Source organism: Antarctobacter sediminis, from assembly GCF_019218285.1.
Taxonomy (GTDB): domain Bacteria; phylum Pseudomonadota; class Alphaproteobacteria; order Rhodobacterales; family Rhodobacteraceae; genus Antarctobacter; species Antarctobacter sediminis.
On record NZ_JAHUZG010000003.1, the window covers coordinates 721,765 to 738,537 of the forward strand.

The 16,773-nt window shown below is 62.3% G+C and carries 23 protein-coding genes; 15 read left to right on the top strand and 8 right to left on the bottom strand.

Annotated elements, in window-relative coordinates:
- Window positions 1–31: 31 nt before the first annotated feature.
- The 6 genes from KJP30_RS18525 to mdh all read right to left on the bottom strand — a co-directional run bounded on the left by KJP30_RS18525 (window position 32) and on the right by mdh (window position 5,032).
- Complete coding sequence (locus KJP30_RS18525) at window positions 32–205, bottom strand: hypothetical protein (RefSeq protein ID WP_218450812.1); 174 nt, start codon at window positions 203–205, stop codon at window positions 32–34.
- Window positions 202–501, bottom strand: a complete 300-nt coding sequence (locus KJP30_RS18530; protein ID WP_218450813.1) for a hypothetical protein — start codon at window positions 499–501, stop codon at window positions 202–204. Before KJP30_RS18530 ends, KJP30_RS18525 begins: the two co-directional genes overlap by 4 nt.
- Window positions 502–656: 155 nt before the next feature.
- On the bottom strand, window positions 657–1,538 hold the full coding sequence (gene sucD, locus KJP30_RS18535; RefSeq protein ID WP_218450814.1) for a succinate--CoA ligase subunit alpha: 882 nt from the start codon (window positions 1,536–1,538) through the stop codon (window positions 657–659).
- Window positions 1,539–1,660: 122 nt separating this feature from the next.
- Window positions 1,661–2,533: a hypothetical protein gene (locus tag KJP30_RS18540; protein ID WP_218450815.1), complete on the bottom strand. Its 873-nt coding sequence runs from the start codon at window positions 2,531–2,533 to the stop codon at window positions 1,661–1,663.
- A gap of 57 nt (window positions 2,534–2,590) precedes the next feature.
- Window positions 2,591–3,784: an ADP-forming succinate--CoA ligase subunit beta gene (gene sucC, locus KJP30_RS18545; RefSeq protein WP_218450816.1), complete on the bottom strand. Its 1,194-nt coding sequence runs from the start codon at window positions 3,782–3,784 to the stop codon at window positions 2,591–2,593.
- Between the two features lie 285 nt (window positions 3,785–4,069).
- On the bottom strand, window positions 4,070–5,032 hold the full coding sequence (mdh, locus tag KJP30_RS18550) for a malate dehydrogenase (protein WP_218450817.1): 963 nt from the start codon (window positions 5,030–5,032) through the stop codon (window positions 4,070–4,072).
- Between the two features lie 160 nt (window positions 5,033–5,192).
- Here mdh and KJP30_RS18555 point away from each other — a divergent pair, with 160 nt between their 5' ends.
- A complete protein-coding gene (locus KJP30_RS18555) occupies window positions 5,193–5,948 on the top strand; it encodes a sulfite exporter TauE/SafE family protein (protein WP_218450818.1) in 756 nt (251 codons plus the stop codon).
- The gene (locus KJP30_RS18560) at window positions 5,945–6,367 is read left to right on the top strand and encodes a GNAT family N-acetyltransferase (RefSeq protein WP_218450819.1); all 423 of its coding nucleotides are present in this window, start codon (window positions 5,945–5,947) and stop codon (window positions 6,365–6,367) included. Before KJP30_RS18555 ends, KJP30_RS18560 begins: the two co-directional genes overlap by 4 nt.
- Before the next feature lie 9 nt (window positions 6,368–6,376).
- On the opposite strand, the gene KJP30_RS18565 is transcribed toward KJP30_RS18560, so the two are convergent.
- The gene (locus tag KJP30_RS18565) at window positions 6,377–6,697 is read right to left on the bottom strand and encodes a hypothetical protein (protein WP_218450820.1); all 321 of its coding nucleotides are present in this window, start codon (window positions 6,695–6,697) and stop codon (window positions 6,377–6,379) included.
- A 319-nt stretch (window positions 6,698–7,016) separates the two neighbouring features.
- Between KJP30_RS18565 and KJP30_RS18570 the strand changes: the two genes are divergently transcribed.
- The 13 genes from KJP30_RS18570 to KJP30_RS25110 all read left to right on the top strand — a co-directional run bounded on the left by KJP30_RS18570 (window position 7,017) and on the right by KJP30_RS25110 (window position 15,300).
- Window positions 7,017–7,865 carry an HpcH/HpaI aldolase/citrate lyase family protein gene (locus KJP30_RS18570; RefSeq protein ID WP_218450821.1) on the top strand — a complete coding sequence of 283 codons (849 nt, stop codon included), beginning with the start codon at window positions 7,017–7,019 and terminating at the stop codon, window positions 7,863–7,865.
- Between the two features lie 33 nt (window positions 7,866–7,898).
- On the top strand, window positions 7,899–8,444 hold the full coding sequence (locus KJP30_RS18575; RefSeq protein WP_218450822.1) for an NnrU family protein: 546 nt from the start codon (window positions 7,899–7,901) through the stop codon (window positions 8,442–8,444).
- Between the two features lie 4 nt (window positions 8,445–8,448).
- A complete protein-coding gene (locus KJP30_RS18580) occupies window positions 8,449–8,652 on the top strand; it encodes a DUF1737 domain-containing protein (RefSeq protein WP_218450823.1) in 204 nt (67 codons plus the stop codon).
- 3 nt (window positions 8,653–8,655) lie between these two features.
- Window positions 8,656–9,684 carry a MaoC family dehydratase gene (locus tag KJP30_RS18585; RefSeq protein WP_218450824.1) on the top strand — a complete coding sequence of 343 codons (1,029 nt, stop codon included), beginning with the start codon at window positions 8,656–8,658 and terminating at the stop codon, window positions 9,682–9,684.
- Window positions 9,685–9,831: 147 nt separating this feature from the next.
- Complete coding sequence (locus KJP30_RS18590; protein WP_218450825.1) at window positions 9,832–10,035, top strand: hypothetical protein; 204 nt, start codon at window positions 9,832–9,834, stop codon at window positions 10,033–10,035.
- 53 nt (window positions 10,036–10,088) lie between these two features.
- A complete protein-coding gene (locus KJP30_RS18595) occupies window positions 10,089–10,760 on the top strand; it encodes a DUF1194 domain-containing protein (RefSeq protein ID WP_218450826.1) in 672 nt (223 codons plus the stop codon).
- Between the two features lie 157 nt (window positions 10,761–10,917).
- Window positions 10,918–11,301 (top strand): succinate dehydrogenase, cytochrome b556 subunit, encoded by a 384-nt coding sequence (gene sdhC, locus KJP30_RS18600; RefSeq protein ID WP_218450827.1) that lies wholly within the window; start codon window positions 10,918–10,920, stop codon window positions 11,299–11,301.
- A gap of 11 nt (window positions 11,302–11,312) precedes the next feature.
- Complete coding sequence (gene sdhD / locus KJP30_RS18605) at window positions 11,313–11,684, top strand: succinate dehydrogenase, hydrophobic membrane anchor protein (protein ID WP_218450828.1); 372 nt, start codon at window positions 11,313–11,315, stop codon at window positions 11,682–11,684.
- Between the two features lie 80 nt (window positions 11,685–11,764).
- Complete coding sequence (sdhA, locus tag KJP30_RS18610) at window positions 11,765–13,567, top strand: succinate dehydrogenase flavoprotein subunit (protein ID WP_218450829.1); 1,803 nt, start codon at window positions 11,765–11,767, stop codon at window positions 13,565–13,567.
- Entirely contained in the window at window positions 13,567–13,872 is a 306-nt protein-coding gene (locus tag KJP30_RS18615) for a hypothetical protein (RefSeq protein ID WP_218450830.1), read from the top strand. Before sdhA ends, KJP30_RS18615 begins: the two co-directional genes overlap by 1 nt.
- Complete coding sequence (locus KJP30_RS18620; RefSeq protein ID WP_224874644.1) at window positions 13,860–14,189, top strand: hypothetical protein; 330 nt, start codon at window positions 13,860–13,862, stop codon at window positions 14,187–14,189. The genes KJP30_RS18615 and KJP30_RS18620 overlap by 13 nt, the downstream gene beginning before the upstream one ends.
- A gap of 10 nt (window positions 14,190–14,199) precedes the next feature.
- Window positions 14,200–14,979 carry a succinate dehydrogenase iron-sulfur subunit gene (locus tag KJP30_RS18625; RefSeq protein ID WP_218450831.1) on the top strand — a complete coding sequence of 260 codons (780 nt, stop codon included), beginning with the start codon at window positions 14,200–14,202 and terminating at the stop codon, window positions 14,977–14,979.
- A gap of 189 nt (window positions 14,980–15,168) precedes the next feature.
- A complete protein-coding gene (locus KJP30_RS25110) occupies window positions 15,169–15,300 on the top strand; it encodes a hypothetical protein (RefSeq protein WP_281421430.1) in 132 nt (43 codons plus the stop codon).
- Window positions 15,301–15,392: 92 nt separating this feature from the next.
- On the opposite strand, the gene KJP30_RS18630 is transcribed toward KJP30_RS25110, so the two are convergent.
- Window positions 15,393–16,556: a type III PLP-dependent enzyme gene (locus KJP30_RS18630; RefSeq protein ID WP_218450832.1), complete on the bottom strand. Its 1,164-nt coding sequence runs from the start codon at window positions 16,554–16,556 to the stop codon at window positions 15,393–15,395.
- Window positions 16,557–16,773 lie beyond the last annotated feature (217 nt).

The following is a 16,773-nucleotide window of genomic DNA, read 5'->3' on the forward strand; positions in this document are numbered from 1 at the left end:
AGGTTGCAGGCCGGTGGGCAGGTCCGGGCGCTCATTGCGTGCCTCCAGCGGGGGCAGGGGCAAAGGCTGTCAACGTCTGGCGTACGCTGTCCGTTCCGGCCAACTGCAAAAGACAAAAACCCAGCAGCAACGCGCCGGTGGTCAGATTGGCCCGTCGCCAGTAGCGGTTGGCGCGGTCTGGCAGGGTCTTGCAGGTCTCGGTCATTGCAATCTCTCCAGTCCCCAATATGGCCCTTTGCTGCCCGAGGAGAAGGCGGGCCCGGTCTGACTGGTGTCATGGGCCAAGGGAAAACGGTGAAGGATGACGGGCGCGGCGGCACCTTGGCGATTGATTGTGCAAAGGAGGACAGCCGTTTTGGTCTGCGCCGTATCCGGCCGGGTCAGCACAAGACCGCCCAGCGGCAGACCGGTCAGCCGATTTGCCGACAGCCCTGCGCGGATCATCGCGGCGCTGTTGCCGCGCATCTTCGCCATCCGCTGTTTCGTGACACCGCGTGCCATCGTTCTCTCCATGCCCCGCTGGTTCCGGGGCGCTTGGCTGTGCTGCACGGGCCCGGGCGATCCGGGCCGGACAGAAGGGGCGAGACGCTCGCCCCAACCAGTGACTATCCTCCCCGAGGTCGGGAAGGGGCCGGGCAGGGTGCCCGGCGCCGCGTTCAGCCGATGGCCTTCAGCACGGCTTCGCCCAGGGTCGCGGGGCTGTCGGCCACCACGATGCCCGCGGCTTTCATGGCTTCGATCTTGTCTTCGGCGCCGCCCTTGCCACCGGCGACAATCGCGCCCGCGTGGCCCATGCGGCGGCCCGGAGGCGCGGTGCGGCCGGCGATGAACCCGGCGGTCGGCTTCATACGGCCCTTCTTGGCCTCGTCGGCGAGGAACTGTGCCGCTTCTTCTTCGGCGGAGCCGCCGATTTCGCCGATCATGATGATCGCCTCGGTTTCGTCATCCGCGAGGAACCATTCCAGCACGTCGATGTGCTCGGTTCCTTTGATCGGGTCGCCGCCGATGCCTACGCAGGTCGACTGACCCAGGCCCACGTCGGTGGTCTGCTTGACCGCCTCGTAGGTCAGCGTACCCGACCGCGAGACCACGCCCACTTTGCCGCGTTTGTGGATATGGCCGGGCATGATGCCGATTTTGCAGGCGTCCGGCGTGATGACACCGGGGCAGTTCGGGCCGATCAGCTTGGACGAGGAATTCTCCAGCGCGCGCTTGACCTTCATCATGTCCAGCACCGGGATGCCCTCGGTGATGCAGACGATCAGTTCCATCTCGGCGTCGATGGCTTCGAGGATAGAATCCGCGGCGAAGGGCGGCGGTACGTAGATCACCGAGGCGTTGGCTTCGGTCACGTGTTTGGCCTCGTGGACCGAGTTGAAAACCGGCAGGTCAAGATGGGTCTGGCCACCTTTGCCCGGGGTCACGCCGCCTACCATCTTGGTGCCGTAGGCAATGGCCTGTTCGGTGTGGAAGGTGCCTTGCGAGCCGGTGAGGCCCTGGCAGATCACTTTGGTGTTTTCATCGATAAGGACGGCCATGTGCTTTCCTGTCTTTGGTGAAGATCATGCTGCGCTGCTGCGCGGCGTCTGGTGAAGCCTGCAAGCAGGCAAAATAGGGTGGGCAGCGAGCGGCCCGGCGGGTGTCCGTTGCATCCTGACTCCTATCCTGCGGCCCACGACCGGAAACTGTCCCGGTGATCGGCGAAATAGGTGTCTTCGATCCAGTCCATCGCTTCGGCGTTCCGGTGCCGGATAGAGGCACGGAGTTCGTCGGTCAGGCTGGGACGTTTCGGACCGCGCGACAGCGGGGATAGCCCGCGCAACCCGTCCCGGAACGAGGTGTTCAACCGTCGCGCCCGCGTCTGGATCCGTCCGTCGGGCAAGCCCAGAACGGTCGAGAAATCCTCAACCAGACCCGCGCCTTTCAGCCAGTCCTCGCGGAACAGGCGGACATCCAGCGCATCGCGGCCCACGGCGTTTTCCCACTTTCGCAGGATCGGGGCGAAAGGCACTGCCTTGACCCGCGTGGCGAAGTCGGACAGCGTTTCATTCCCGCCGTGGCGGCGGCCGGCGTGGCCGTAAAGGCTGACCAGCCATGCATCCGGTCGCCGTATGTAGGCCACGACACGCATCCGACCGAACAGCGACGACAGCCAGTTGGCCAATGCCGTGATCGCCCCCTGCGACATGTTCCGCGAAACCAGCGCCTCGCTTGAACCGACCCAGGTCGAGAAACCGCCCTTGGCAACGCGGGCCTCGAAGTCCTGCCGGAATGTCTGGGCCACGCGGTCCTGACTGGTGCGATCGGTGATGCCCAGCACGGCGTTCATCGGGCGCGCGGGCACCTCCTCATCGGCAAGGCTGCACGCCAGCACCTGCAAATGCGGATTGGTGCAGGTCACGCTCTCGCGTGGGTCCATGCGCTGATACCAGATCCCCTGATCGGCCAACGCGCCGCTTTGATCGCCCAGCCATTGCTGCAGGGCGGTCGAGCCGCATTTGTTGAAACCGATATGAAGGATGGCGTCTGGCATATGGAATGCTGTCCCGCAAAGGGTGAGGGGGGCAGGCGCGGGGCCCGCCCCGCAAGATCAGCCCTTGACCGCTTTCACGATCTTTTCGGCGCCGTCCTTGAGGTCATCCGCGGCAATCACGTCCAGACCGGAGGTCGAGATGATCTCCTTGCCTTTTTCGACGTTTGTGCCTTCCAGGCGCACGACCAGCGGAACCTTCAGGCCCACTTCCTTGACCGCGGCGATCACACCTTCGGCGATCACGTCACAGCGCATGATGCCGCCGAAGATGTTGACAAGGATGCCCTTCACGTTCGGGTCGCTGGTGATGATCTTGAACGCTTCGGTGACTTTTTCCTTGGTCGCGCCGCCGCCCACGTCAAGGAAGTTGGCCGGCTCGGCACCGTACAGCTTGATGATGTCCATGGTCGCCATGGCAAGGCCCGCGCCGTTCACCATGCAGCCGATTTCACCGTCGAGCGCGATGTAGTTCAGGTCGTATTTCGAGGCTTCCAGTTCCTTGGGATCTTCCTCGGTGGTGTCGCGCAGTTCGGCAATGTCCGCATGGCGGTAGACCGCGTTGCCGTCAAAGCCCATCTTGGCGTCGAGGCATTTCAGGTCGCCAGCGTCTGTCACGATCAGCGGGTTGATCTCCAGCATCTCCATGTCTTTCTCGACAAAGAGCTTGTAGAGCGTTCCCATCAGCGCGACGCATTGTTTCACCTGCTTGCCCTCAAGGCCCAGGTTGAAGGCAATGCGACGGCCGTGGAAGGCTTGGTAGCCGGTCGCCGGGTCCACGCTGAACGACAGGATCTTTTCCGGGGTGCTTTCGGCAACTTCCTCGATGTCCATGCCGCCCTCGGTCGAGGCGACGAAGGAAATGCGCGAGGTCTGACGGTCGACCAGAAGGGCAAGGTACATCTCTGTCTGGATGCCCGAGCCGTCCTCGATGTAGATGCGGTTGACCTGTTTGCCGGCGTCGCCGGTCTGTTTGGTCACCAGCGTCCGGCCAAGCATCCGCTTGGCTTCCATTTCCGCCTCTTCCACGGATTTGGCCAGGCGCACGCCGCCCTTCTCACCTGCATCGGCTTCCTTGAAGGTGCCCTTGCCGCGGCCACCTGCGTGGATCTGTGCCTTGACGACCCAGAGCGGCCCGTCCAGCGCGCCGGCTGCGGTCTTGGCTTCTTCGGCTTTCAGAACGACGCGGCCGTCCGAGACAGGCGCCCCGTAGCTGCGCAGAAGGGCTTTGGCCTGGTATTCGTGGATGTTCATGGGTCGACTGTCCCCGTTTTGCTGCGGATTTCCACTAACTAGGCAGGGTCGGGCGGCGGTTTGAACCAAAATCTTGCCGCAAGTGCGAGATTGCGTGTGTTTTCCCGCGTTTGTGATCACACCCTTGAAAGCTGTGATCACATATTCAGAAACGCTTGTAGGAACAGTGATTCGGGGTGAGCGCTATCACTCCGGTCCCGTTGCGATGCCGGTCCGCGAAAGCGCGCATCGCCAATAAAAAAGGGCCCGGCAAGGCGGGCCCTTTCGAAACGTTGCCGCTGAGGCTCAGGCCAGCGAACCGTCGATACCTTTGCAGGCTTCGACGAGGCCCTGAACAGCCTTGACCGAAACGTCGAACATGTCTTGCTCTTCCTTGTTGAGCTTGATGTTGACGATCTTCTCGATGCCGCCAGCACCGATCACGGTGGGCACACCAACATACATGCCGTCGAGGCCGAATTCGCCGTCGCAATATGCGGCGCAGGGCAGAACGCGCTTTTGGTCCTTGAGGTACGCTTCGGCCATTTCGATGGCCGAGGTGGCCGGAGCGTAGAAGGCCGAACCGGTCTTAAGCAGGCCAACGATCTCGGCGCCGCCGTCACGGGTGCGCTGAACGATCGCGTCCATCTTTTCCTGCGTGGTCCACCCCATTTCGACCAGATCGGGCAGGGGGATGCCTGCAACGGTCGAATAGCGCACCGAAGGAACCATCGTGTCGCCGTGGCCTCCCAGCACAAAGGCGGTGACGTCTTTCATCGAAACGTTGAATTCCTCGGCAAGGAAGTGGCGGAAGCGGGCCGAGTCCAGCACGCCTGCCATGCCGCAGACCTTGTTCGCGGGCAGGCCCGAGAATTTCTGCAACGCCCAGACCATCGCGTCCAGCGGGTTGGTGATGCAGATCACAAAGGCGTTGGGGGCATGTTCGCCGATGCCTTCACCGACCGATTTCATCACCTTCAGGTTGATGCCCAGCAGGTCATCGCGCGACATGCCCGGCTTGCGCGGCACACCTGCGGTCACGATGCAGACGTCTGCGCCGGCGATGTCGGCATAGTCCTGCGTGCCCTTCAGTTTGGCGTCGAAGCCTTCCGAGGGGCCGGATTCCGCGATGTCGAGCGCCTTGCCCTCGGGGATGCCCTCGGCGATGTCGAACAGGACGACGTCGCCCAGTTCCTTCATTGCTGCGAGGTGGGCAAGCGTGCCACCGATCTGTCCCGCGCCGATGAGGGCAATCTTGGGTCTGGCCATGGATTTGATCTCCGCCTAGCGTGAATTTGCCGCTTTGCGTACGCGCAGACGCGCGGTCGTGCAAGAGCGCTGCGCTGCGGCGCATGGTCCGGACGCCTTGTAGATAGCGCTAAAGGCGGGATAAGAACCTGTCACGGGGGAAATTTTCGCGGAGGCGCCCATGGAACTGTTCACAGCCTCCGTCTTTGCGGTGACCATTCCGGCGGTGATTTTTGCCGGTATTTCCAAGGGCGGTTTCGGGTCCGGGGTGGCCTTTGCCAGCGCGTCGATTCTGGCCATCGTGCTGGAACCGGGCATAGCGCTGGGGCTGATGTTGCCGCTCTTGATGCTGATCGACGTGGCCAGTCTGCCCGCGTATTGGCGCAAGTGGGACTGGTCGGCAGCGCGGGTGCTTCTGATCGGGTCGATCCCGGGCACGGTTCTGGGGGCCTTGTTCTATGCTTGGACAAACCCGGACGCGATCCGCCTTTTGATCGGGCTGGTCGCTTTGTTGTTCGTTGCGTGGCAATTGGCACAGGCGCGCGGCCTGATCCGCGTGGGCGGCGTGCGTTTCGGACCGAAGGTCGGGCTTTTTGCCGGGGTCGTGCTGGGGTTCACCAGTTTCGTCAGCCATGCCGGAGGCCCTGCGGCGGCGGTCTATTTGCTGGGGCAGGGCCTGAGCAAGACGGTGTTTCAGGCGACCACGGTGCTGATCTTCTGGGCGGTGAACCTGTCGAAATCAGGGATCTACGCAGGCATGGGGATCTTTACCCGCGAAACGCTGTTGTTGGATCTGGCGCTGGTGCCCTTTGCGCTTTTGGGGACATGGCTGGGGATCAAGGCGCATCATCTGGTGCCGGAAAAGCTGTTTTTTGGCATCACCTACGTGGCGTTGACGCTGACGGGAACCAAGCTGGTTTGGGATGCGCTGACATGAGCCTGCGGGCCCTGATCGCGGCGGACTGGCCGCAGGCGCAGGCCCTGTATCTGGCGTTGACCGCAAGTGATGCCATCGGCAACGCAGGTGATTTCGACAGGGTGTTAAGCCATCCCGGAACGCAGGTGATTGGCCGGTTCGAAGGGGAGGCCCTGCTGGCCATGGCGACGCTGCACGTTTTGCCGAACCTGACCTATGGCGGCCAGCCCTACGCGTTGGTGGAAAATGTCGTGACCGCCCCCGAACATCGGGGGCGTGGTCATGGGCGCGCGGTCCTTGAACACCTCCTCACGCAAGCGCGTGAGGCAGGCTGTTACAAGGTCATGCTGCTGACCGGGCAAGGCCGGACCGCGCGCGGATTTTATGAGGCGATCGGTTTCTCCGCCAAAGAGAAATGGGGCATGATCCTCCGCTATTGAAGCGGCGTGTCACGCATCGTCCCCCTTGGGCGGCAACGCCTCGGCCAGTTCTTCGAATGCCTGACCGCTGGCCACAAGGCAGGTGATTCCGTTGGCCATGGTCACAGTGATGGTCCACGACCCCGACTCGGACGAGGCAAAAAGCTCCATCACCGCGTTATTTGCGCCCAGCCCCATGCTTTGCCGGGTTTCACCGAATTTCGTGGCCAGCCTGTCGACCACCTGGTCGCGCGGAGCGCAATGGCGCAGTTCCTGCGCCTCGACCAAAGAGGCAGCGCCCAGCAGGAGTCCGGCCGAGAGCATCGCGATCTTGATGTATTTCTCAGTCATAGTGTCACCTTTCGGCTGCGTGCCGGGCGGTGACGCGGCTTTGCCGCGTGCCCGGCACAGGGTAGGTCCCCTCATCCCGGGGTGCCATCGCCATCCCTGTGGCCCGTCGCCCCGTGCCGCTTTCACGACATGACCATATCGTCCGTCCGAGGCCGCTTAAATCAGGTTAACGGAGCGTGCGTTGCGTCGAATCCGCCGGTGTTTCACTGTCATTGTGCACAAAAATATACCGAATTGCTGCAATGCGGCGACTTCGGTCTTGAACTATCCGGCAAAAAATGCGCATGTCTGCGCAACAATATTGCTTGAGGAGACTCGGATGGACCTGCGTGCACGCCCCTATCGTTCCGTTCTGTATATTCCCGCCTCAAAAGAGCGGGCGCTGGAAAAGGCGCGTGCCCTGCCCATCGATGCGATCATCTTTGACCTCGAAGACGCGGTTGCCCCGGCAGAAAAAACTGCCGCGCGCAACACGCTGGCCGAGGCCCTGACCCGGCCCTATGGAAACCGCACCCGCATCGTGCGGATCAACGGTTTTGACACCGAATGGGGCATGGACGACGCCAAAGCCGCCGCCGGGATGGATTGTGACGCGATCCTTTTGCCCAAAGTCGAAAGCGCCGCGCAACTGGATGCGCTTGCCGCGCTCACGGACAAGCCCCTTTGGGCGATGATGGAAACGCCGGCGGGCATGTTGGCCGCCAATGAAATCGCAGCACACCCCCGTCTAGGGGGGATGGTCATGGGCACCAATGACCTCGCCAAGGAACTGAATTCGCGCTTTCGCGCGGACCGCCTGCCGATGTTGACGGGCATCGGGCTTTGCGTTCTGGCGGCCAAGGCGAATGGCGTGACCATCGTTGATGGCGTCTACAATGCATTCAAGGATGACGACGGGCTGCGGGACGAATGTACCCAAGGCCGCGACATGGGTATGGACGGCAAAACATTGATCCATCCCGCTCAGGTCGAAATCGCCAATGCTGCCTTCGCGCCGGATGCTTCGGAAATCGACCTTGCCCGCCGCCAGATCGACGCTTTCGAAGAGGCCGAGAAAGCCGGCCAGGGCGTGGCTGTCGTCGATGGCAAGATCGTCGAAAACCTGCATGTGGAAACCGCCCGCAAGACACTTGCCAAAGCCGAGGCCATTGCGGCTCTGGCCGAATAACCCCACTTTCGCGCCGAAACCTTGGAGGCTGTCATGCTGCTATTGATTCTCGGCGTCGCGCTTTGGTGGGCTGCGCATCTCTTCAAACGGGTTGCACCGGGCGTCCGCGATCCGATGGGCGACAAGGGCAAGGGCGTCGTCGCGCTTGCCTTGCTGGTCAGCGTTGTCCTGATGATTTTCGGCTATCGCATGGCCGATGGTGCGTTTTTCTGGGGTCGTCACCCGGCCACGGTCGGCATCAACAACCTGTTGATGATTGTGGCGCTGTACCTGACCTCGCCCGGACCGTCGAAAGGCGCGCTGTTCTACAAGATGCGCCACCCGATGCTGACCGGCTTCCTTGTCTGGACGCTGGCACACCTGTTGGTGAACGGGGACGTGCCCAGCTTTATCCTGTTTGGCGGTCTCGGTCTCTGGGCCATTGTCGAGATGATCGTCATCAACCGGGCCGAGCCGAATTGGACCCCACCGGCCAAAGGCGCGATCCGCAAGGATGCGATCTTTCTTGCCGCCTCTGTCGTCCTGTTGATCGTGATCGGTTATGTCCACGGCCTGACCGGCTACCCTGCATTCGGATAAGCTCATGAAACTCTATCGCTTTCTTTCCGAGGACGACACCTCGGCCTTCTGCCACAAGGTGACCGCCGCCCTGAACAAGGGCTGGGAACTGCATGGCGCGCCGACCTATGCCTTTGATGCCGCGAATGGCGTCATGCGCTGCGGTCAGGCGGTCGTGAAAGAGGTCGAAGGCACCTACACCCCCGACACCAAGCTGGGAGAGCATTAAGACATGGCCAAGACCAATCCGGGCCGCTTCTTCGAAGATTACACCGTGGGCGAGGTCATCGACCACGCCGTGCCGCGCACCGTCTCGGGCGGTGAGCGGGCGCTGTACCACGCGCTCTACCCGATGCGCCACGCGCTCTATTCGTCGGATGAATTCGCGCGCGGTTGCGGTTTGCCCGCCTCGCCGATCGACGATTTGGCGGCATTCCACATCGTGTTTGGCAAGACGGTTCCGGATGTTTCTCTGAACGCCGTTGCCAACCTTGGCTATGCCGAGGGGCGCTGGCTGAAACAGGTCTGGCCCGGCGATACCATCCGCTCGCAATCCGAAGTGATTGGCCTCAAGCAGAATTCCAACGGGCGAACCGGCGTGGTCTATGTCCGCTCGCGTGGGTTGAACCAGCGCGACGAGGTGGTGATGGAATACGCCCGCTGGGTCATGCTGCGCAAACGCGATGTTGAGGCGCCCGCTCCCGATGCGGTGATCCCCGAGTTGAAGACATCCTTGGCCGCCGAGGATCTGGTGATTCCCGAGGGGCTGGATTTCTCGAACTACGATTTCACGCTGGCCGGAGAAAAGCATCGCTTGTCCGACTACGAGATCGGCGAAACCATCGATCATGTCGACGGCGTGACCATCGAGGAAGCCGAACACATGATGGCCACGCGCCTGTGGCAGAACACATCCAAGGTACATTTCGACGTCACCGCACGCCCGGACCAGCGGTTGATCTATGGCGGTCACGTGATTTCCATGGCGCGGGCGCTGTCTTTCAACGGGCTGGCCAACGCGCAGATCATCGTGGGGCTAAACGGGGGTGCCCATGCCAACCCATGTCTGGCGGGCAACACGGTCAAGGCCTGGTCCGAGGTTCTGGACAAGGCCGAAACGTCGGCCCCCGGAGTGGGCGCAATCCGCCTGCGGTTGGTGGCGACCAAGGGAGGCGTGCCCTTCGAACTGAAGGGACCGGATGGCAAATACCTGCCGGATGTCTTGCTGGATCTGGACTATTGGGCGCTGATGCCTCTCTAGGCAAGTCGCTGAAAACGATATGCCAATCATATCATGCCGCATCCGCATGGCGGGTGCGGTCATTTTGCATTTGGGGAAGGGGTAACTGCTGCGTTACGTTCTTGCCGTCTGGCGGGGCGACTCACCCCGCAAGCCGGGGGATGGAACATGACCACACCAAAGCTGCCGCAGGCGTCTCAGGACATTCTGGGCATTCCCGAAGACAAGATGCCGGGCGTCCTGTTGCAACTGATAGACAACCGCGCGCTGACCGGTCTGGTGCAAGAAGTGCATCGGGAAATGGTTTCTCCCAACCCCGACTTGCGTAAGAAGGCCGCGCTTGCCCTGCGGCACATGGGGTTTGTCGACTAGGCGTCACTTTCACGTGACTTGCGTGCGAACCGGCGAAGGGGTCTGATCGCCCCATGCGGTTTGTCCTTTTGCTATGGTTCGGGTTCTGGCCTTTGCGGGTGCATGCCTGCGAGGTTGCCTTGGTTCTGGCCGTCGATGTGTCCGGGTCCGTGGACGCGCAGGAATACGACATCCAGATGCAGGGGCTGGCACATGCGCTCCGCGACAGCGCCGTATCCGAGGCGCTGGTGCGCGGCAAGGCGCGGCTGGCGCTTGTTCAGTGGACCGGCAGTTCGCGCCAGCAGGTCACGCTGGACTGGCAAGAGATCCGCAGTTTTGCCGACACCGATGCCTTTGCCGACCGCGTCGCGACCGCGCCGCGCGCATGGCGGCACTATTCCACCGCAATCGGCGAGGCGCTGAGAGCCTCGGCAGGACTTTTCGAAGGGGCGCAAGCCTGCCGCCGACGGGTGATCGACATCTCTGGCGACGGCACCTCGAACGAAGGTCCGGAACCCGCGATGCTCAAGCCGCAACTGGCCGCGCTGGGCATTACGGTCAACGCGCTGGTCATCGAGGGGGCCGAGGACAAGGACCTGACCGGCTACTTCTATGAGAATGTGATCACCGGACCCGGGGCCTTTGTCGCGACGGCCACCGGTTACGCCGACTATCCCGACCGAATCCGTCAAAAACTCTTGCGGGAATTGACGCGCCAGACCGCGACGCGGGAAAACGGGCGTTAGCGCCACATTCGTGATCACACACTCCAAATGTGTGATCACAAATGCAACAAATCCGACCGATTGCGCCAAAAAACCGCAGAATTGCCCGGAGCAACCCCGTGACACGCGCAACGAAAGCAGTAGAACAAGAGGCAACGGAACCGAAAGGACACCATCCATGGCCGACGTGAACCGGGGCAATCGCCCGCTCTCACCGCACCTGCAGGTCTACCGCCCACAGCTGACCTCGATCACTTCGATCCTTACCCGCATCACCGGCAACGCTTTGTTGCTTGGCGCTTTGCTTGTCGTTTGGTGGTTCCTCGCCGCCGCCACGTCCGAGGCCTATTTTGCCACCGCCAACGCGGTTCTGACCTCGTGGTTCGGCGATCTGGTCTTTCTGGGATCGACATGGGCAATCTGGTATCACCTTCTGGCCGGTGTCCGTCACATGATCTGGGACGAGGCCAAGATGATGCAGATGGAGCAGGCGGAAATGCTTGGCTGGGCCTGCATCATCGGTTCGGTCGTCATGACCCTTTTCACCATCATCGTCGTCTGAGGAGACCCGAAATGGCATTTCTGACCGACCGCAAGCGGGCCGTGGGCTGGGGCGCCGCCAAGACCGGGACCGAACATCACTGGGCGATGAAAAAAAGCTCGGTGGCGTTGCTGATCCTCGTGCCGCTGTTCATCTTTACGTTCGGCGGTGCGCTGGGCGGAACCTACGAAGAGGTCGTCGCCTATTACGGCCGACCTTTCCCGGCGATCATCGCCGCACTGACCATCGCCGTGGGTTTTCACCATTTCAATCTGGGTGTGCAGGTCCTGATCGAGGACTATGTTCATGGCCCGATGGAAAAGGTGCTGATCCTGCTGATGACTTGCCTCAGCTATGGCGCCGCGGCCGTGGGCATTTTTGCCATCGCCCGGCTGGCACTCTGACGCCCGTCGCCGACACAATCGCCAGCGACGGCCCGATGTAAAAGGGCCGTCCCCCGCACAAGATCGATAGGTAAACACCAATGGCAGCATACGAATACGAGACGCATGACTATGACGTCGTGGTCGTCGGGGCTGGCGGCGCGGGCCTGCGCGCGACCCTCGGCATGGCCGAGCAGGGGCTTCGCACCGCCTGCGTGACCAAGGTCTTCCCGACCCGGTCGCATACCGTCGCGGCGCAGGGGGGCATTGCGGCCTCGCTGTCCAACATGGGTCCCGACAACTGGCAGTGGCACATGTATGACACCGTCAAGGGGTCGGACTGGCTGGGTGACACCGATGCCATGGAGTACCTCGCCCGCGAGGCGCCCAAGGCGGTCTATGAACTGGAACATTACGGTGTGCCCTTCAGCCGCACCGAAGAAGGCAAGATCTACCAGCGTCCCTTTGGCGGCCACACCACCGAATTTGGCGAAGGCCCGCCGGTGCAGCGCACCTGCGCCGCCGCCGACCGCACCGGCCACGCCATCCTGCACACGTTGTATGGCCAGTCGCTGAAGAACAACGCCGAATTCTACATCGAATATTTCGCCATCGACCTGCTGATGGAAAATGGCGAGTGCAAGGGCGTCCTTTGCTGGAAGCTCGACGACGGCACCTTCCACGTCTTCAACGCCAAGATGGTCGTGCTGGCGACTGGCGGTTACGGCCGGGCCTATTTCAGCGCCACTTCCGCCCACACCTGCACCGGTGACGGTGGCGGCATGGTGGCCCGCGCGGGCCTGCCGCTTCAGGATATGGAATTCGTGCAGTTCCACCCCACCGGCATCTACGGCTCCGGCTGCCTCATCACCGAAGGCGCGCGGGGCGAAGGCGGCTACCTCACCAACTCCGAAGGTGAGCGTTTCATGGAACGCTACGCGCCGACCTATAAGGACCTCGCACCGCGCGATTACGTCAGCCGCTCCATGACCATGGAGATCCGCGAAGGCCGTGGCGTGGGTGCCGAGGGTGACCACATTCACCTGAATCTCAGCCACCTGCCGGCAGAGGCGCTGGCCGAACGCCTGCCGGGCATCTCGGAAAGCGCCAAGATCTTTGCCGGTGTTGACGTGACCAAGGAACCGATCCCGGTTCTGCCCACCGTTCACTACAACATGGGCGGCATTCCGACGAACTACTGGGGTGAGGTGCTGAACCCCACCGCAGAGGATCCGACCGCCGTCGTTCCCGGCCTGATGGCCGTGGGTGAGGCGGGCTGTGCCTCGGTTCACGGTGCCAACCGCCTTGGCTCCAACTCGTTGATCGACCTCGTGGTCTTTGGCCGTGCCGCCGCGATCCGCGCAGGCAAGGTCGTGAACCCGGAAAGCGCCGTTCCCTCTGCGCCGGTCTCGGAAATCGACAAAGCCTTCGATCGGTTCGACGGTATCCGCAACGCCTCGGGCAATATCGCCACCGCCGAACTGCGGCTGGAGATGCAGAAGACGATGCAGCGCGACGCCGCCGTCTTCCGTACCGCCAAGACGATGGCCGAAGGTGTCGAGGCGATGACCGCCATCGCCGCCAAGATGGACGACCTCAAGGTCACCGACCGCAGCCTCGTCTGGAACTCGGACCTGATGGAAAGCCTTGAACTGACCAACCTGATGCCCAACGCGCTGGCGACCATCGTCGGGGCCGAGGCGCGCAAGGAATCCCGCGGCGCCCATGCGCATGAGGATTTTACCTCGCGGGACGACGAAAACTGGCGCGTCCACAGCGTTGCGCGGGTCGATGGCAACAAGGTCGACCTCAGCTATCGTCCGGTCATCACCGATCCGCTGACCACCGAGGACGAAGGCGGCATCAGCCTCAAGAAGATCGCCCCCAAGGCGCGGACTTTCTGATGCGGCGCGCGCTGCCAGCTTTCGCCCTTTTTGCCACGGGTCTCGTGGGGTCGGTCGCTATGGCCAACCAGAGCGAGGCGTGGCAGGTCTGCCAGCCCCAGGCGGAACGATATGCCGCCACGGGCGGGAAATACGGCTATGCGGTGCGCTATGATCAGGCGCTGGATGCCTGCATGACGCGCTATCGCCCCGCTCGGCACGCGGCCCGATTGCCGGGTATAGGCACGTTGGAACCGGTCCCGGCCGTTGGCTGTTACGCCGGCGCGCCGACCATGTATCGGGGCACGCTCTATTGCGTGGACTGAGCGCGCATATCGCCATCATTGGGTCTTTGGCGGGGGCGCTGGCCGCCTGTTCGCCGGAGGCGCAGGATGACATCGCCCGCAACGCGGCGCGTTCGGCTCTGGCTCCGGTGGTCTCTGACCGTTTTCCCGGTGTGCCGCTTCAGCCCGCGCTGGATTGCCTGATCGACAACGCCAATGCGCAGCAGATCCGCGCGCTGGCTGCGGACGCGGTGCTCGGCCCGACCGAGAATACCGTCCAGATTGCCAAGGACATCGCGTCCAAACCCGAAACCCTCCGCTGCCTGGCCGCCAATGGCCTGCCAGCCCTGCTTCGCTAAGGAGAGAGAGATGGTCCAATTCACGCTCCCCAAGAACTCGCAGATCAAGACCGGCAAGACGTGGCCCAAGCCCGAGGGCGCCAAGAATGTCCGCAAGTTCCAGATTTACCGCTGGAACCCGGATGACGGGAAGAACCCGCAGGTCGATACCTATTTCCTCGACATGGATGCCTGCGGCCCGATGGTTCTGGACGCGCTGATCAAGATCAAAAACGAGATCGACCCAACGCTGACCTTCCGCCGGTCCTGCCGCGAAGGGATCTGCGGCTCCTGCGCGATGAACATCGACGGGATCAATACGCTGGCCTGCATCTATGGGCTGGACGAAATCGACGGCGACGTGAAAATCTATCCGCTGCCGCACATGCCGGTGGTCAAGGACCTGATCCCGGACCTGACGCATTTCTATGCCCAGCACGCCTCGATCATGCCGTGGCTGGAAACCAAGACCAATCGCCCGGCCAAAGAGTGGAAGCAGTCCATCGAAGACCGCAAGAAGCTTGACGGCCTGTATGAATGCGTCATGTGCGCCTCCTGCTCGACCTCTTGCCCGTCCTACTGGTGGAACGGAGATCGTTACCTTGGACCGGCAGCACTTTTGCACGCCTATCGCTGGATCATCGACAGCCGTGATGAAGCAACCGGCGAACGGCTGGACCAGCTTGAAGATCCGTTCAAGCTGTATCGCTGCCACACCATCATGAACTGCGCCAAGACCTGCCCCAAGGGCCTGAACCCGGCGCTGGCCATTGCCGAGATCAAAAAGATGATGGTCGAGCGCACGGTCTGAAGCGCCACCCATATCTGAAATGGAAACCCCGGCAATCTGTGGATCGCCGGGGTTTTCGCTTGATGCTGACGCGGGGTCCGTTGCGCCTCATGCAAGGCGCCTTTGCGCCATTGTCGGATGCCGTGGTGAGCCCACGGAACTATGTACCGATGCAGGGAGGGGATTTGTCGCAATCGAAAGGCAACCCCGATGCAAGAGCAGTCGAAAACCAAAGCCCAGGAAGCCCTCGAAGCACTGGACCAGGCATGGGCCTACTTCACCCCCGAAAAGCGGATTGAAAGCCAAGCGCCGGTCTACGAAGAGCTGCCGCTGGCAGCTTGATCCTGCCATTTGCCGGATGCACAAACGCCCGACCATCAGGCCGGGCGTTTCGCGTTTTGGCGTAGGGCGGGGTCGTTCCGGCCGCCCTGATCTCAGATCACCACCACGTCCAGCGGCGGGAAGCCGTTAAAGCCGACCGATGCATAGGTCGAGGTATATGCACCGCAGTTGCGGATCACGATACGATCACCGGCGGCCAAGCCGACGGGCAATTGCACCGGCTGCTTTTCGTACAGAACGTCCGCGCTGTCACAGCTGGGGCCGGCAAGGATGCACGGGCCGGTCGGCTCGAAATCCTTCTCGGTGATGAACTGGTAACGGATCGCCTCGTCCATGGTTTCCGCAAGGCCCGAGAACTTGCCGATGTCCAGATAGACCCAGCGGTGCAGGTCCGCGTCAGATTTGCGCGACACCAGCAGAACTTCGGCACCGATGGCTCCTGCCGAGGCCACCATGCCACGGCCCGGCTCTGCCATGATGCGCTCGACGTCACCGAAACGCTCCCGCACCAGCCCCATGACTTCGGCGGCATAGGCCGACGGAGCCTGAACCGACTGACCGTAGTAAGCGGGGAAACCACCGCCGATATTCAGCAGGTTCAGCGCGAAACCGGCCTCTTGTGCGGCGTTCCAAACCTCTGCCACGGTGTCCAGTACCGGCGCCCACATCGCGGCGCGGCGGGTCTGAGACCCCACGTGGAAGGACACGCCGACCGGGGTCAGGCCCAGCATCCGCGCGCGGCCCATCAGGGTCAGGGCCATGTCCGGCGCACAGCCGAACTTGCGCGACAGCGGCCAGTCGGCTTCGGTCGACAGGACGAGCAGGCGGGTATAAACCTCGGCGCCGGGGGCGTGGCGGGCGATTTTGACCAGCTCTTCCTCGGCATCTGCGGCGAAAAGGGTGATACCGTTCTCATGCGCCCAGACGATGTCGGACACTTTCTTGACGGTGTTGCCAAAGCTGATGTCTTCCGGCTGCGCGCCAGCGGCCAGACACATTTCGATTTCGGCGCGGCTGGCGGCATCGAAACGCGAACCTGCGTCGACAAGGGTCGACAGGATTTCCGGTGCCGGGTTGGCTTTTACGGCATAGTGAATGCGGGCGCGACCCAGACCCTGAGCAAGCGCGGCATAGTTACGTGCAACGACCTCGGTATCCAGAACCAGCGTCGGACGATCAAAATTGTGTGCAAGGACAAAGCGCTCGGCACGGGACAGGGTTTCGCGGGCAGCAAGCCCGGCGGCAAAAGCGTTCATGGTCATCTCCAATCAGACCCGGCCATTCCGGTTTCCCGGCGCAGACCGCTCAGTTCCAAGGGAGACGTTACCGTCGCTACTTAACCGCGTGGGTGCTTTTGCCCACCTCGCCAGAGGTGCGTGCGTTGGCGTCTATGAGCGCGCATATGGGGCAGAGCATCGAGTCGTGCAAGGAAAAATTTGGGCCGCCGCAAAAATTTTTGAAGCATCGGATCTG

Coding starts and splice junctions, on each gene's coding strand:
- KJP30_RS18595 (WP_218450826.1), top strand. CDS start 10,089: ATGCGGTTTGTCCTTTTGCTATGGTTCGGGTTCTGGCCTTTGCGGGTG.
- KJP30_RS18555 (WP_218450818.1), top strand. CDS start 5,193: ATGGAACTGTTCACAGCCTCCGTCTTTGCGGTGACCATTCCGGCGGTG.
- KJP30_RS18590 (WP_218450825.1), top strand. CDS start 9,832: ATGACCACACCAAAGCTGCCGCAGGCGTCTCAGGACATTCTGGGCATT.
- KJP30_RS18525 (WP_218450812.1), bottom strand. CDS start 205: ATGACCGAGACCTGCAAGACCCTGCCAGACCGCGCCAACCGCTACTGG.
- sucC (WP_218450816.1), bottom strand. CDS start 3,784: ATGAACATCCACGAATACCAGGCCAAAGCCCTTCTGCGCAGCTACGGG.
- KJP30_RS18530 (WP_218450813.1), bottom strand. CDS start 501: ATGGCACGCGGTGTCACGAAACAGCGGATGGCGAAGATGCGCGGCAAC.
- KJP30_RS25110 (WP_281421430.1), top strand. CDS start 15,169: ATGCAAGAGCAGTCGAAAACCAAAGCCCAGGAAGCCCTCGAAGCACTG.
- sucD (WP_218450814.1), bottom strand. CDS start 1,538: ATGGCCGTCCTTATCGATGAAAACACCAAAGTGATCTGCCAGGGCCTC.
- mdh (WP_218450817.1), bottom strand. CDS start 5,032: ATGGCCAGACCCAAGATTGCCCTCATCGGCGCGGGACAGATCGGTGGC.
- KJP30_RS18580 (WP_218450823.1), top strand. CDS start 8,449: ATGAAACTCTATCGCTTTCTTTCCGAGGACGACACCTCGGCCTTCTGC.
- KJP30_RS18540 (WP_218450815.1), bottom strand. CDS start 2,533: ATGCCAGACGCCATCCTTCATATCGGTTTCAACAAATGCGGCTCGACC.
- KJP30_RS18570 (WP_218450821.1), top strand. CDS start 7,017: ATGGACCTGCGTGCACGCCCCTATCGTTCCGTTCTGTATATTCCCGCC.
- sdhC (WP_218450827.1), top strand. CDS start 10,918: ATGGCCGACGTGAACCGGGGCAATCGCCCGCTCTCACCGCACCTGCAG.
- KJP30_RS18565 (WP_218450820.1), bottom strand. CDS start 6,697: ATGACTGAGAAATACATCAAGATCGCGATGCTCTCGGCCGGACTCCTG.
- KJP30_RS18630 (WP_218450832.1), bottom strand. CDS start 16,556: ATGAACGCTTTTGCCGCCGGGCTTGCTGCCCGCGAAACCCTGTCCCGT.
- sdhD (WP_218450828.1), top strand. CDS start 11,313: ATGGCATTTCTGACCGACCGCAAGCGGGCCGTGGGCTGGGGCGCCGCC.
- KJP30_RS18575 (WP_218450822.1), top strand. CDS start 7,899: ATGCTGCTATTGATTCTCGGCGTCGCGCTTTGGTGGGCTGCGCATCTC.
- KJP30_RS18625 (WP_218450831.1), top strand. CDS start 14,200: ATGGTCCAATTCACGCTCCCCAAGAACTCGCAGATCAAGACCGGCAAG.
- KJP30_RS18560 (WP_218450819.1), top strand. CDS start 5,945: ATGAGCCTGCGGGCCCTGATCGCGGCGGACTGGCCGCAGGCGCAGGCC.
- KJP30_RS18585 (WP_218450824.1), top strand. CDS start 8,656: ATGGCCAAGACCAATCCGGGCCGCTTCTTCGAAGATTACACCGTGGGC.
- KJP30_RS18615 (WP_218450830.1), top strand. CDS start 13,567: ATGCGGCGCGCGCTGCCAGCTTTCGCCCTTTTTGCCACGGGTCTCGTG.
- sdhA (WP_218450829.1), top strand. CDS start 11,765: ATGGCAGCATACGAATACGAGACGCATGACTATGACGTCGTGGTCGTC.